General features: G+C 57.6%; 11 protein-coding genes. 9 read left to right on the top strand and 2 right to left on the bottom strand.

Features of this window, described 5'->3' with window-relative positions; translation table 11 throughout:
• Window positions 1-643 precede the first annotated feature (643 nt).
• Window positions 644-1,630, top strand: a complete 987-nt coding sequence (locus tag EC836_RS05100; RefSeq protein ID WP_123330683.1) for an IS110 family transposase — start codon at window positions 644-646, stop codon at window positions 1,628-1,630.
• Between the two features lie 397 nt (window positions 1,631-2,027).
• Here the strand turns inward: EC836_RS05100 and EC836_RS05095 are convergent, their stop codons facing one another.
• Both EC836_RS05095 and EC836_RS05090 read right to left on the bottom strand, forming a co-directional pair.
• A complete protein-coding gene (locus EC836_RS05095; protein ID WP_123330681.1) occupies window positions 2,028-3,161 on the bottom strand; it encodes an ABC transporter substrate-binding protein in 1,134 nt (377 codons plus the stop codon).
• Between the two features lie 91 nt (window positions 3,162-3,252).
• The gene (locus EC836_RS05090; protein ID WP_199735017.1) at window positions 3,253-3,390 is read right to left on the bottom strand and encodes a hypothetical protein; all 138 of its coding nucleotides are present in this window, start codon (window positions 3,388-3,390) and stop codon (window positions 3,253-3,255) included.
• A 361-nt stretch (window positions 3,391-3,751) separates the two neighbouring features.
• On the opposite strand from EC836_RS05090, the gene EC836_RS05085 reads away from it, so the two are divergent.
• The 8 genes from EC836_RS05085 to EC836_RS05050 all read left to right on the top strand — a co-directional run bounded on the left by EC836_RS05085 (window position 3,752) and on the right by EC836_RS05050 (window position 13,844).
• Window positions 3,752-4,690, top strand: a complete 939-nt coding sequence (locus tag EC836_RS05085; RefSeq protein ID WP_123330679.1) for a D-ribose ABC transporter substrate-binding protein — start codon at window positions 3,752-3,754, stop codon at window positions 4,688-4,690.
• A gap of 11 nt (window positions 4,691-4,701) precedes the next feature.
• Window positions 4,702-5,313 (top strand): DUF2291 family protein, encoded by a 612-nt coding sequence (locus EC836_RS05080; protein ID WP_370346691.1) that lies wholly within the window; start codon window positions 4,702-4,704, stop codon window positions 5,311-5,313.
• Window positions 5,313-6,833 carry a sugar ABC transporter ATP-binding protein gene (locus EC836_RS05075; RefSeq protein WP_123330675.1) on the top strand — a complete coding sequence of 507 codons (1,521 nt, stop codon included), beginning with the start codon at window positions 5,313-5,315 and terminating at the stop codon, window positions 6,831-6,833. Before EC836_RS05080 ends, EC836_RS05075 begins: the two co-directional genes overlap by 1 nt.
• A 1-nt stretch (window position 6,834) precedes the next feature.
• The gene (locus tag EC836_RS05070) at window positions 6,835-7,944 is read left to right on the top strand and encodes an ABC transporter permease (RefSeq protein ID WP_123330673.1); all 1,110 of its coding nucleotides are present in this window, start codon (window positions 6,835-6,837) and stop codon (window positions 7,942-7,944) included.
• A 182-nt stretch (window positions 7,945-8,126) separates the two neighbouring features.
• A complete protein-coding gene (locus tag EC836_RS05065; RefSeq protein ID WP_123330672.1) occupies window positions 8,127-9,119 on the top strand; it encodes a sugar phosphate isomerase/epimerase in 993 nt (330 codons plus the stop codon).
• 337 nt (window positions 9,120-9,456) lie between these two features.
• Window positions 9,457-9,960 (top strand): RNA polymerase sigma factor, encoded by a 504-nt coding sequence (locus EC836_RS05060; RefSeq protein WP_123330670.1) that lies wholly within the window; start codon window positions 9,457-9,459, stop codon window positions 9,958-9,960.
• A gap of 102 nt (window positions 9,961-10,062) precedes the next feature.
• Window positions 10,063-11,010: a FecR domain-containing protein gene (locus EC836_RS05055; protein WP_233599106.1), complete on the top strand. Its 948-nt coding sequence runs from the start codon at window positions 10,063-10,065 to the stop codon at window positions 11,008-11,010.
• 119 nt (window positions 11,011-11,129) lie between these two features.
• Window positions 11,130-13,844: a TonB-dependent receptor gene (locus EC836_RS05050; protein ID WP_123330806.1), complete on the top strand. Its 2,715-nt coding sequence runs from the start codon at window positions 11,130-11,132 to the stop codon at window positions 13,842-13,844.
• Window positions 13,845-13,876: the final 32 nt, after the last annotated feature.

Raw genomic sequence — 13,876 nt, 5'->3', positions numbered from 1 at the left:
CTGGGGCTGCGCAACTTCAGTCTGCCGGAGGACATTTTTAGCGTGGATGCTTCAGCCGCCGTGCAGGCGCTGACCGGAACAGAGAGCTCAGACGGTGAGAGGGAATAAAGGGTGTATCAACGATCTACTATGGCTCGATCTCGCGTGTCATTATGTTCGGGAAATCGCTTCAGTTCGTGCGCCTGGCTTATCGGGGTTGGTCGGAACGCGGACCCGCTGCCAGGTCCCTGTTCGCTCGGGAGCGTCGCCTTAATTTCCGCGCCTGGCGTATCGGGGATGGTCGGAACGCAGACCCGCTGTCACGTTCCTATCCGCTCGGTCTGCATATTACAGCACTTCAATCGCTATAGTTCGGGTGACTGGCGTATTGGTGCTATCCGGAACGCGGACCCGCTGTCACGTCCCTGTCCGCTCGGCCTCGCACATCCTTTGTATCTTGAACTGTGTGGTGGGTGGTGGTTAGCTACCATCACCTGAAACAGAGTGAATCTGGGCACCTCCATAAGGCATGACCTTGTAGCACAGCATAGATCCTCTGTTTCACCTTTCACGCCAGCATTAACTTTGAACGGTTGCCAGGAGCTCAGACTCCGTATGAACAAGGAAAACGGGCGTGATGGTTTATATGTGAAAGGAGACACGTATGATTCAGTTAGGAATTGATGTTGGAAAGAGCAAAATAGATTTATGCCTGAGACCGGATGGCCCGGAAGGACGCAGGAAAACCAAAGTTCTGCCCAACGGGCCTGATGTTGCAGCAAGAGTTCTGGAGTGGCTGACAAAGCAGAAGGTCAGTGGCACAGATGTCCAGGTAGTGATGGAGCCCACCGGGACTTATCATGAACATCTGGCTTACGGCCTTTACGAACGTGCCGTCCGGGTTGTCATAGCCAGTCCGGCCCGCGTCAGGGCGTTTGCACACGGCATGGGTATCCTCACCAAAAATGACACCGTGGATGCAGACGTCCTTGCGCGTTATGGTGCCCTGCGCCAGCCTGATGCGTGGCAGCCTCCTTCTGCAGCTATCCGGGAACTGAAGGCTTTACTCAGCAGGCGTGATGCACTGGTACGTGATGTTGGGCGCGAGCAAAACCGCCTTGAGAAACTGCTGTCATCCCGGCGTTCACAGCTTGTTGAGGCTTCGATCCGAAAAATACTGCATGCACTGGACGACGAGCTGCAGGTAGTACAGAAACTGATTAATGACCATATCAACAATCATCCCGGGCTGAAGCAGGATATGAAAAACCTGACGTCAGTGACGGGGATCGGACCGACAACGGGGAGTACCCTGCTGGCGGTTCTGCGCGGAAATCACTTCAGTAATGCGGAACAGGCGGCCTCGTGGGTGGGCGTGGTTCCGAGAGAAAAGCGTTCAGGCAGCTCAGTGCGTGGCCGGAGCCGGATGTCCAAAAACGGTCCGCCGGAGGTGAGAGCGAAACTGTATATGGCAGCCATGGCAGCAATAAAGCACAACCCATACCTGAAGGGACTTTATGAGCGGCTCATAGCCCCAGGGAAAGCGAAAATGTCAGCGCTGGGAGGAGTGATGAGAAAACTGGTACACATCTGCTACGGTGTGCTGATGAAACAGCAGACATATAACGAGAATTACGTGGCAGCAGCTTGACGTTTAACACGGTAGCTGTGCTCGGACGGTCTGCTTATCCGGATAGCACCGATTGCCTGTAGATACTGGTGTAGCTGCAAGAGAACGGTTTTTCTTCAGTTCTGACATTCTGACATTCTGACATTCTGATATTGCCGAGGAAGAATCGTTTTTTCCCCAGCAGCAACGCAACGAGCAGAAAGGGAGACCGCTACGGGACAGGTTAGCCGGGTGTCTGCCGCACGGATGCGGCAGCCAAGCCCCCAGGGACCGGATTCACGGCGCCCCGGCGATCTGCCCGTAACGGTCAACCCCTCCACCAATCCCGAAGCGATCTGCCCGTCACGGTCCCCACGCGGTCACCGAACATGCAGCAACGCCGCATCAGACACCGAACCTCCGGTAACCCACCACTAACTCACTCAGCCGGATGATACTCAATATTAATCGGCTCATCCGGCAGCCTGGTAAACTTCTGGATAATCTGATGGTAATCCGCCGTCGGATCCACATCCTTAAACTGCTGCGGATAGAAATCCTTCGCCAGCATCTCGATGCCGATAATATTGTACGGATGATTGTAGAAATGATGGTAAACCGCCGCCACCTTGCCCGCCTTTACCGCCGGAATATCCTTCACCCCGTTACGATTGCGCAGACGATCGAAGCTCTCTTTGATCTCCTCAACGCTGGTGTTGTAGCCCAGCGGGATCACCGTACTGGCCTTGCCACCGCGCTTTGAACCGCTCATCACGTAGTAATCAGGATTCATCGAAATCACTTTTTCCACCGCCACATTACCGCTGGTGCCCGGCAGCAGCTCGGAGCCGATATTGCGCGCGCCGGTGGCCTCAACCAGTGCTCCCCAGCCGTTACGGCCGTGGGTAAAGCAGCAGGCATCGCCGCCGCCGCCGATACCGGCAATCGGCTCAACGAACACCAGCGGCTTCGGTGAAATATCCTTCACCCTGTTTTGAATCGCCGTCAGCTTCTGCTGATAAAAATCGGTATAGGCCTTAGCGTTGTCTTCCTGATTCAGAACCTTGCCAAGCAGCGTGACGCTGGCGGCGGTGTTCTGTACCGGATGCAGCTCAACGTCCACAAACAGCACCGGAATATTCAGCGCCGCCAGCTGCTTCAGCACGCCGGTCTGCTGCAGTGAAGGCTTGGCACGCAGCTGGGCAATCATCAGGTCCGGATGCTTGGCGATCACCGTTTCCAGATTCACTTCACCCTGGTCGGAGAAGCCCATATCCAGGATTTGATCCGCCTGCGGCCAGCGGCTTTTCAGCATATTCCAGCTGCCGGTATCCTGCTTCTTCATCAGGTTGTTCCAGGACACCACGCGCTTAAACGGATCGTCGCGGTCGAGCAGGGCGAGGCTGAGGATCTCTCGGCCGTCCTGCAGGATAATGCGCTGCGGTTCCTGCTTGATCACCACCTGCTGGCCGTCCATATCGGTGACGGTCAGCGGATAGGTGGTGGCGAAAGCCAGCGCAGGCAAGGTGGTAACAAGGAGAGCAGAAAGCTTCAAAGCGGGAACAGTTTTCATATTCGGAAAGACTCAGAATAAAAAGGTGATGATAATTATTCTCATTTTTATCTAAACGGCATCTAAACTTTGTAACTTTTTTATAAAAAATTCACACTTTCCCCTGAGCCTGAGCCTGAGCCTGAGCCTGAGCCTGAGCCTGAGCCTGAGCCTGAGCCTGAGCCTGAGCCTGAGCCTGAGCCTGAGCCTGAGCCTTCACCGTCATCTGCACCTCCGCCTGCATCTTCACCCGTGCATCACCTTTATCAGCATCAGCATCTTCACCTGCACATCACCTTTATCTGCATCTGTAACTCAAACACCCTCCGTTTCCTTCAGGTGGCCTGCCCGGATACCGCAGGGCGTTTGCCGTTCGCAAGCCACGAAGAACCGCAGCAAACCACATTGATTATCTTTTGTTAAATCCATCATTACATTGAAATATAAGCTTAAATTTAAATAAACCTACTCATTAGTAATAAATTTAAACACAGATTGTGATCCCGCTCGCTTTTCCGTACGGATTGTTTGGACAAAAAAGGCGCAATAAATAATAGTGGTTGAATAATAAATCATGCTCGAATAATTATTCACAGCGGAGATAAAAAAAGATGAAACGTACCCTGCTTACCGGACTGTTGCTTTCTGCCATGAGCCTCTCTTCTGCCGCATTTGCGGCGGATAAAGGGCTGATCGTGATCATTACCCCGTCCCACGATAACCCGTTCTTTAAAGCCGAAGCCGACGGCGCATCGCAGAAAGCGAAGGCGCTCGGCTACACCACGCTGGTGGCCTCTCATGATGATGACGTCAGCAAGCAGAATCAGCTGATTGAAACCGCCATTGGCCGTAAGGCAAAGGCCATCGTGCTGGATAACGCCGGTGCGGATGCCACCGTTGGCCCGGTACAGAAGGCGAAAGATGCCGGTATCCCGACCTTCCTGATCGACCGGGAAATCAACAAATCCGGCGTCGCGGTGGCGCAGATTGTCTCTAACAACTATCAGGGTGCGCAGCTGGGGGCGGAGAAATTTGCCAAATTGCTTAACGGCAAAGGGGAATACGTCGAACTGCTGGGTAAAGAGTCGGACACCAACGCCGGGGTACGTTCGCAGGGCTATCACGACATCCTCGATGACTACCCGGATATGAAAATGGTTGCTCAGCAAAGCGCCAACTGGAGCCAGACCGAGGCCTTCAGCCGCATGGAAACTATTTTACAAAAAAATCCGAATATCGTCGGCGTGATCTCGGGTAACGACACCATGGCGCTGGGCGCGGAAGCCGCGCTGAAGGCTGCCGGAAAAACCAACGTGATCGTGGTGGGCTTTGACGGCAGTGACTACGTTCGCGACTCGATTATCAATAAGGGCAACATCAAAGCGACGGTACTGCAGCCGGGCTGGGCGCAGGCGCAGATGGCCGTTGAGCAGGCGGATTACTACCTGACCCACGGTAAAGCGCAGAAAGAAGAGAAGCAGCTGATGGACTGCGTGCTGATTGACGACGCCAACGCCAGCAGGCTGAAAACCTTTAACCTCGCCAACTGATCCGGGAGCCGATGATGGTGACGAAACTTCCGCTCGCCGTTCTGCTGGGTGCCAGCGTGCTGCTCAGCGGCTGCACGGTGGTCGACCTTGATGAAAACGGTCAGCCCATCCTGCCAAAGGATCCGGCAGCGAAAGCCAGCTTTAGCAGTCAGACCCCGCAGCAGATCGCGCAGGAGAACTGGGACAGCAGGGTACTGAAAGGGGCGCAGGAGCGCGCCCTCACCTGGAATGACATGAAGAATAAAGGCGCCGCGCTGAAGGCGGAGACCAGCAGCAGCGTCTTTGTGCAGGCTGCCGGAACGGTCACCGCGGTTAGCGATGCTGCCGACCGGGAACGCCTGTTGACGGTGACCATTAACGGCGAATCGGTGCCGGTCGCTATCGGCCCGGTGATCCGCAGCAACGCCATTCGCGATGCGGCCGGATTCAAATTTGAAGAATTCACCAACCAGGTGCAGTTCGCCAGGCTGACCAAAGCGCTGAACCAGCATAACGTTCAGCAGCTGCCGAAGATCGACGGCAGCTGGGTGGGCAAACCCGTTCAGCTGACGCTGGCCGTGACCCTGCAGCCGCAGCGGATTGAGGATGCGGTCGCCGTGGTGATCAAGCAGGAGCAGCCGTAATGAGCCAGAGCGATCCGATTATTCTGCACACCCGCGCGGTATCCATGCTGTTCCCCGGCACGCTGGCGCTGGACAACGTCGACTACCGCGTCTGGCGCGGCAAGGTCAACGTGATCATCGGCGAAAACGGTGCCGGTAAATCCACGCTGATGAAAATCCTCGCCGGCGTGCAGCAGCCGACCAGCGGTGAGATCTGGCTCAACGGCAAGCAGGTGCAGCTCAGCAGCACCCGCGCGGCGTCAAAGCTGGGGATTGGCATGGTGCACCAGGAACTGAACCTGTTTGAAAACCTGTCGGTGGCGGAAAATATTTTTCTTGGCCGCGAGCTGCAAAAAGGCGTACAGCCGATCGATGAAAAGGCGCAGGAGGCGCGCACGGCGGCACTGATGCAGCGGCTCGATCAGGCGATTTCGCCGCGTGAGCTGGTGGCTAATCTCAAGGTCGGCCAGCAGCAGCTGGTGGAGATCGCCAAGGCGCTGGCGGAAAACACCGACATTCTGATCCTCGACGAGCCGACCTCGGCGCTGAGTAAAACCGAGGTGGAGATCCTCTTCCGGGTGATCCGTGAACTGACCCGTCAGGGCGTGTCGATTATCTATATTTCGCACCGTCTGGAAGAACTGATGGCGATTGGCGACACCATCACCATCCTGCGCGACGGCCGCTTTCAGGCGGAAGCGCAGGTCAGCGACATCGACGTGCCGTGGATCGTGCGTGAAATGCTCGGCAGCGAGCCGGTCAGCAGCTTCCTGACCCCCGATCGCCAGTTCGGCGCGACGGTGCTGGAGGCGGAAAACATCACCTGCGTCGGCCCCGCCGGTAACGCGGTGGTCAACGACGTCTCGTTCAGCGTACGTGCCGGGGAAATCGTCGGCATTTACGGCCTGATGGGGGCGGGGCGCACCGAGCTGTTCGAATGCCTGCTCGGTACCCAGCCGTCGTATCTCGGCAAACTGTGGCTGGACAGCAAACCTGTGCCGCAGCGGCTGTCGACCGCCGACCGCATCCGGATGGGCATGAGTCTGGTGCCGGAAGACCGCAAGCGTACCGGTATTTTTCCCATCTCCTCGGTGGCCAGCAACCTGACCATTGCCAGCCTGTGGCAGCGGCTGGAGCACCGGTTTGCCATCTCTCACAAACAGGAAATGGCGGTGGTCAGCAGCACGGTCAGCAATCTGTCGATCAAAATCTCCTCGCCGGAGGTGGCGATCAACGCGCTGAGCGGCGGCAACCAGCAGAAGGTGGTAATTGGCCGATCGCTGTTAACCAATCCGCGCCTGCTGCTGCTGGATGAACCCAGCCGGGGCATTGATATCGGGGCGAAGGCCGACGTGTTCCGCATGATGGTTAAGCTGTCAGAGCAGGGGATTGCGGTGCTGTTTTCCACCTCGGATCTGAAAGAAATTATGGCGGTCTCCGACCGTATTCTGGTGATGTCCGGCGGCAAGCTGACCGCCGATATTCCACGCGCGGCGGCAGAAGAATCCGCGCTGGTGAAAGCAAGTGCACAGGGGTTCTGACATGACACAACTTTCCGGGAAAGCGCAGTCCGCGCCTGCGATGAAAGCCTTTAACTCGCGGGAGGGATTGATCCTGCTGCTGTTAAAAATGCGCACCTTTATTGCCCTGATTTTAATCGTTGGATTCTTTGCCATCACCGTGCCGGACTTCCTCGCCGTCGGCAGCATGGTGATCATGGTTAAACATATCGCCATCAACGCCTTCCTGGCGCTGGGCATCACCTTCGTGATTATTACCGCCGGGATTGACCTGTCGATCGGTGCCACGCTGGGGCTGTGCGGGATGATTGCGGGCTGGCTGATCACCAAAGGCATCGTGCTGCCCGCCTTCGGCATCGCGATTTTCCCCAGCGTCTGGGTGGTCGTGCCGCTGGTGCTGCTGATCGGCGGGCTGATCGGTGCGGCGAACGGCTGGATCATCACCCGCTATAGCGTGGCGCCGTTTATCTGCACGCTGGGCACCATGTATATCCTGCGCGGGGCGGCGATGCTCACCTCGGGGGGCGAAACGTTCCCCGGGCTGCAGGGCAATCCGCAGCTCGGCAATACCGGCTTTGACAAGATCGGCTCCGGCTACTTCCTCGGCCTGCCTTGGGCGATCTGGATGATGGTGCTGCTGGCGCTGGTGATTGCCTACGTCGCCCGCCGCCTGCCTTTTGGCCGCCAGGTCTATGCGATAGGCGATAACGAACGCGCCGCCGAACTCTCCGGCGTGCGGGTGAAACGCGTGAAGATCTGCGTCTATGCCATCTCCGGCCTTTGCGCGGCGATTGCGGGCATCGTGGTGTCCTCGCAGCTGGTGGCTGCCCACCCGGCAAACGGTACCGCCTTTGAAATGAACGCCATTGCCGCCGTGGTGCTCGGTGGCACCTCGCTGGCGGGCGGGCGCGGCACCATCCTCGGCACGCTGATCGGCGCCTTTGTTATCGGCTTCCTCGCCGACGGGCTGATCATGATGGGCGTCAGCGAATTCTGGCAAATGGTGATTAAAGGCATCGTGATCATCATTGCGGTGATTATCGATCAGATGCAGAGCCGGATGCAGCAGAAGGCGGCGGTGGTGGCGCAGAAGGCGCTGCTGGTTGAGGCCGAAGCCAGTCGGGCGGCCTGACACGCGCCGACGTTTACCCCGGGCGGCCCGACTGCCGCCCACGTTTTATCCGGGTCGGCCTGAGGCTGGCCCACGCATTCACCCCCGGGCGGCAGCGGCAGGTTAATCCGCAGCCGCCCGGCCAGTAAATTGACAACCTTGCAGCCCCGGCTGCGTGATATTCAGCATGGAGAAGACCCATTATGACAACCTACAACTACCCGAAATTTGGCGCTGGCCTCTGGCATTTTGCGAACTACGTTGACCGTTACGCGGTAGACGGTTACGGCCCGGCGCTCAGCACCCTGGAGCAGATCAAAGCGGCAAAAGAGGTCGGCGATCTCTCCTACGTGGATGTACCGTATCCCTTCTCGCCGGGCGTCACCATCAGCCAGGTAAAAGAGGCGCTGGCCGATGCCGGACTGAAAGCGATCGGCATCACCCCGGAGATTTACCTGCGCAAGTGGTCGCGCGGGGCCTTCACCAACCCGGACCCGGTGGCGCGTGCGGATGCGCTGAAGCTGATGAACGAAGCGGCAGACGTGGTGCGTGAGCTGGGTGCCAGCTACGTGAAAGTCTGGCCGGGCCAGGACGGTTGGGACTATCCGTTCCAGGTCGATCACAAGCAGCTGTGGAAGCTGGCGGTAGATGGGATGCGCGAGCTGGCGGCGGCCAACCCGGACGTGAAATTTGCCATCGAATACAAGCCGCGCGAGCCGCGCGTGAAAATGACCTGGGATTCGGCGGCGCGCACCCTGCTGGGCATCGATGAAATAGGCCTGGACAACGTCGGCATCCTGCTGGACTTCGGCCATGCGCTGTTCGGCGGCGAATCCCCGGCGGACTCCGCCCAGCTGATTATCGATCGTGGCCGCCTGTTTGGTATGGACGTTAACGACAACCTGCGCGGCTGGGACGATGACCTGGTGGTGGGTACCGTGCATATGACGGAGATCTTCGAGTTCTTCTACGTGCTGAAGATCAACAACTGGGACGGCGTCTGGCAGCTGGATCAGTTCCCGTTCCGCGAAGACAACGTTGAAGCGGCACGCCTGTCGATCCGCTTCCTCAAGCACATCTACCGCGCGCTGGATAAGCTGGATATCCCGGCATTGCAGGAAGCCCAGTCGCGCCAGGATGCGATGCAGGCCCAGCGCATTATTCAGAACGCGCTGCTCTCATCGATCGAAGAATAATCCTCAGAATATCAACCCGCCGGGAAACCGGTGGGTTTTCACCTTCCCTCCAATGTGTTAAATCCCCGTAATAATTAAGGTTTGATATCGAAAATCTTAATAAAAATACAAATGAAAATCATTACCATCTGTTTCAAATTTTATATATTCTAAACACACTTCGTTGACGTTGCTGCCAGCCAATAGCGATAAGGCCTTGCCCACTGCGCTTTTGCCGGATAAACGTTCACGTTTTACATATTTGGCCGCACAGGCTTTTAGCGGCCATCCCTGCTGGGAAACACAGCACTGCAGTAAAGATCGCTGTTATCCAGAGTGTTACTGCGAGGTTTGGTTGATGTGGAACCTGAAAAGCCTGTTTAATAAGCATGCTCAGGAAATTCAACGCTTTTTGCAGAAGCGCGGGCACGGCCCCGACGTGGCTGCGGATTTAACCCAGGATGTGTTTCTGCGTATTTTAGGTTCCGCAGCGCCAAAACGGGACGATAATCCACGTGCCTATCTGCATATGGTGGCGCGCAGCCTGTCGGTGGATCTCTATCGCCGCGAGAAAATTGCCTCGATCGACTACCTGTCGGAAGAGGCCTACTGCGAGCTGCCGGATGAATCGCCCGATCCGGAGCGAGTCACCTCGGATCGTCAGCAGCTGGCGGTGCTTGACCGTGGGCTGACGGCGCTGCCGGATCAGACCCGGCGCGCCTTTGAGCTTTATCGCTTAGGGGATATGACCATTGCTGAGGTGGCACAGGAGCTGGATTTATCGGTGTCGCATACCTGGACGCTGATCCGCCGCGCCTACCAGCATTTACGCACCACCCTGGATGATGATGCGAAGCACTAATGACTTTGCACAGCGACAGCGCGTGTAATTCCCTATAATCTGAATTACCTTTTCTTCCCGTCGCCGCCAGGCTGCCGGAATTTGCCAATAATGACTGAGAAAATGTCGCAACACGAAAAGCTGTTTGAAGAAGCCTTCGACCTGATCATTCGTCTGCACGGCGATCCGGGGAATCCGGCCGCGCGCGAACTGGCCGAACGCTGGCGCGCACGCGGCAAAGAGCATGAGGCAGTGTGGGCAGAAGCCGTCCATCTGCACGGCATGACCGGCAGGGTAGTACAGGCCCGCAGCCAGACAGTGCCGCAGCCGGTCGGAATTTCTCGCCGCCGCTTTGTGCTGGGCGGTTCCGTTGCCGTCGCGGCTGCCGCTACCGGTCTGGCGCTGGCACCCGGCATGCTGTTACAGATGAAAGCCAGTCATTTAACCTCCACCGGCGAAATCCAGCAAATCCCGCTGGAGGATGGATCGGAAATTATCCTTGGCCCCAACAGCGCTATTGCCTCCCGCTTCACCGCCGATGAACGCCGCATTGAACTCCTGAACGGAATGGCCTGGCTTAATGTTGCCGACGACGCCCGTCGGCCGTTTAACGCGGTGGTCGAAGGCATGCAGGTGGTGACGCAGAAAGGGGCTTTTGACCTCAGCCGCGATGCCGATCTGCTGACCGTTGCCGTTGAACAGGGCGTGGTGGACGTCGCCACTCCTGGCCTGTCGCTGTCGTTAAACGAATCGGTCACCGCCGGCAGCTGGCTGTCGCTGGATCGCGATGGCGGTCTGGTGGAACGCGGCACCCGCAATCCGCAGCAGTTTGCCTCCTGGCGCAGCGGCATGCTGGTGGCGGAAAGTGAAACGGTGGCCGCCGTGGTAGCGCGCATTTCCCGCTGGGTGCCGGGTAAAGTGCTGATTGCCAGCCGCGAGCTGGGCGAACAGCGTATCAGCGGTGTGTATAACCTCGCCAACCCGCAGCGTGCGCTGGCGGCGGTGATCCAACCCTACGCCGGAAAAGTGCGCGAAATCACCCCCTGGTTGACCATTATTTCCGCAGTCTGAAAAAAAATTTAAAATTTCTCAGAAAAATCTCAACTCTCGTTCGTTTTATTAAGTAAGAACTGGCTCGGATGCGAATCCGCAAAGCCAGCGTACTGATTAATAACGCCTGCGGGGTCAAAATGAAGTCTGTGAAGTGCAAACGCGCGAACTCGCGCAACGGCAAAAAGTGGCTGGTGGCAGCCGTGTTCCGTACCAGCGCGATCTCTCTGGCGCTGATGTCGATGCAGCAGGGTGCGTTTGCGCAAACTTCGCCAGTCTCCTTCAACATCCCGGCCGGTTCCCTTTCCGGTGCGATTGCCGAATTTGGCCGCCAGTCCGGCGTACAGGTCAGCTATCCACCGGAATTCGCCGCAGGCAAACAGTCGGCGGGCGTCAAGGGTGCCGTCTCGTCGGAAGCGGCGCTGGGGCGCATTTTACAAGGCTCCGGGCTTTCCTATCAGTTTGTGAACAGCGACAGCGTCACCCTGGTTAACGGCGGTGCGGCGGCCAACACGTCTGCGTCTGCATCAGCGGCGGACGACTCGCTGCTGCTGGGCACCATCACCGTCACCAGCCGCGCGGGCAGCGATCCGGCCGATGCGCCCTGGCAGGGGGCCAGCTCTCGCGCCCACCTCTCCGCCGAGCAGGTTGAGCGTTTTAGCGGCACATCTGTTGGTGATTTTTTATCGGGTATCCCGGGCGTACTGAACGGTGACGGCCGCAACTCCGGCGCGGTGGACGTTAACATTCGCGGCCTGCAGGGGCAGGGGCGTGTACCGGTGCTGGTTGACGGCGCCAGCCAGGAAACCACCGTTTATCAGGGCTATAACGGCTCCACGGCGCGCACCTATATCGACCCGGACTTTATCGGCTCGGTTGATATTGAGAAAGGGGCCAGCATGGGGGCCGATTCTACCGGCGCGGTCGGCGGGATTGTGCGAATGAGCACCATCGGCGTGAAGGATATCCTGCTGCCGGGCCACGATTTTGGCGTGCGTCTCAAAGGTAACTTTAACACCAACAGCCGCAGCGCGCCGTCGCCGGGCACCACCGGCGGCCTGACCAACCTCGGCACCTATTACAGCTGGGATGAGTTCCCGAGCGGCTTCGGTGATTCATCCGGGACAAATCGCCCGTCGGCGCTGAAGCCGACCGGCGGTTCCGGCAGCATCGCCATCGCTGGCACCACCGATGCGGTGGATGTGCTGGCCGCCTACGCCCAGCGTTATAACGGCAACTATTTTGCCGGTAAACGCGGTGGAGACGATGCTCACGCGGTGATTTCCGGCCCAACCGGGCCATTCGGAGAGGTTAACGTCACCGACGGTAATCCACTGACGGCATACCGTGCGGGCGAGGAGGTATTAAACACCTCGCGCGATACGGAGTCATGGCTGCTGAAAGGCACTTTCCGTTTCCAGGACAACCAGAAGTTTGAGCTGGGCTACTCACGCTATATGACCCGCTACGGCAATATTCTCGGTTCGCAGCTGATGAGCTACTTCAATTCGCAACCCTATCAGGGATTGCTGAGTACCATCGACCTGGCAACATGGACCGGTCGCTACAGCTGGAAGCCGGAAGACAGTAATCTGATTGATATCAAAGTTGATACTTTCTATTCCGACGTGGATAACCGAGTTAACTCGGTGTTTAACAGCAGCGGCACCCTGTATCCGCAATACTTCTGGCTGGCGTCGAATCGCTGGGGCGGCAACGCGTCGAACACCTCACGTTTCTACAGTGATATTGCCGATGTGACCTGGCAGTACGGCGGTTCATTTACCCGTGAAAACGTGGGATTGCCCGACGGCGTGGATGAAGCGACCATGTCCGGATCGCGTTTTGGCTGGCGCAAAGAGTACAGCGGATTCAGCACCCTGGAAGTGAAGCCGCTCGACTGGGTGACCCTGAGCGGAAACCTGCGCTATTCCACCTTTGAAAGCTTTGACCGCAGCCCGACGCTTGAATCGCCGTTTACACGCAAAGATCACGGCTGGTCACCGATATTCAGTCTGATGGTGGAGCCTCTGGATGGCTTCCAGGCTTATGGTAAGTACGGCAGCGTTCTGCGTTCGCCAAGCATCTTTGAATCGATCACCGGTCCGTCATTCTCGGTACCCACTGCGGATAATCCGGTGGCGCCTGAACGCAACAAGAGCCTTGAGTTCGGTGTTAACTATCTGATGGATGGCGTGTTCCTGCCGGATGATAAGCTGCGTTTCCACGGGGCCTGGTTCAGTAACCACATCGACAACTACATCACGCGCGGAAATATCAAACGCTATACGGCCAGTGGACGGGAAAACTACCAGCTGGGCCGCATGAATCTGGATTATGCAGAAATGCGTGGCATTGAGCTGTCCGCACAGTATGACAGCGGGCGGGTGTTCGGCAGCGTGGCGTGGAATCACTACACCGACATTATGTTCTGCGCCAAAGACGGCGTAATACATCCAGCCGCCAGCCGCTGTGCGCCGGGTGGCCTCTACAACAGCTTTGCGCAGCAGCAGGTCCCGCCAAAAGATACCGTGACGGTAAACCTGGGATCGCGCTTCCTGGACAGCGATCTGACTGTAGGAACACGTATTAGCTACATCGGCAGCCGTTTTGTTGAGGGGCTGGGTGCGGACGAAGGGCTCGGGCAGGTTTCAGGTATGTACTCCATCGCGCCGTCGGACTGGAAGCCTTACACCCTGGTCGATCTCTACGCCAGCTACAAACTAAACCAGAACGCCACCTTCGATCTGTCGGTGGATAACCTGACCGACCGTTACTACGTCGATGCGCTGAACACCATTCCGATCCCTGCGCCAGGCCGTACCGTGCGCGGTGGTGTGACGCTGAAATTCTGATGTTAAACAAATGCCGCCTGCCGCAGAGCAGG

The organism is Erwinia sp. JUb26 (genome assembly GCF_003751505.1).
GTDB lineage: Bacteria > Pseudomonadota > Gammaproteobacteria > Enterobacterales > Enterobacteriaceae > Erwinia.
Note: the sequence above shows the minus strand (reverse complement) of the source record. Positions and strands in the feature narration are given on the sequence as shown.

What these genes read in the sequence shown, in the direction of transcription:
- EC836_RS05070 (WP_123330673.1), top strand. Translation starts at nt 6,835, where the DNA reads ATGACACAACTTTCCGGGAAAGCGCAGTCCGCGCCTGCGATGAAAGCC.
- EC836_RS05055 (WP_233599106.1), top strand. Translation starts at nt 10,063, where the DNA reads ATGTCGCAACACGAAAAGCTGTTTGAAGAAGCCTTCGACCTGATCATT.
- EC836_RS05050 (WP_123330806.1), top strand. Translation starts at nt 11,130, where the DNA reads ATGAAGTCTGTGAAGTGCAAACGCGCGAACTCGCGCAACGGCAAAAAG.
- EC836_RS05080 (WP_370346691.1), top strand. Translation starts at nt 4,702, where the DNA reads ATGATGGTGACGAAACTTCCGCTCGCCGTTCTGCTGGGTGCCAGCGTG.
- EC836_RS05085 (WP_123330679.1), top strand. Translation starts at nt 3,752, where the DNA reads ATGAAACGTACCCTGCTTACCGGACTGTTGCTTTCTGCCATGAGCCTC.
- EC836_RS05075 (WP_123330675.1), top strand. Translation starts at nt 5,313, where the DNA reads ATGAGCCAGAGCGATCCGATTATTCTGCACACCCGCGCGGTATCCATG.
- EC836_RS05100 (WP_123330683.1), top strand. Translation starts at nt 644, where the DNA reads ATGATTCAGTTAGGAATTGATGTTGGAAAGAGCAAAATAGATTTATGC.
- EC836_RS05060 (WP_123330670.1), top strand. Translation starts at nt 9,457, where the DNA reads ATGTGGAACCTGAAAAGCCTGTTTAATAAGCATGCTCAGGAAATTCAA.
- EC836_RS05095 (WP_123330681.1), bottom strand. Translation starts at nt 3,161, where the DNA reads ATGAAAACTGTTCCCGCTTTGAAGCTTTCTGCTCTCCTTGTTACCACC.
- EC836_RS05065 (WP_123330672.1), top strand. Translation starts at nt 8,127, where the DNA reads ATGACAACCTACAACTACCCGAAATTTGGCGCTGGCCTCTGGCATTTT.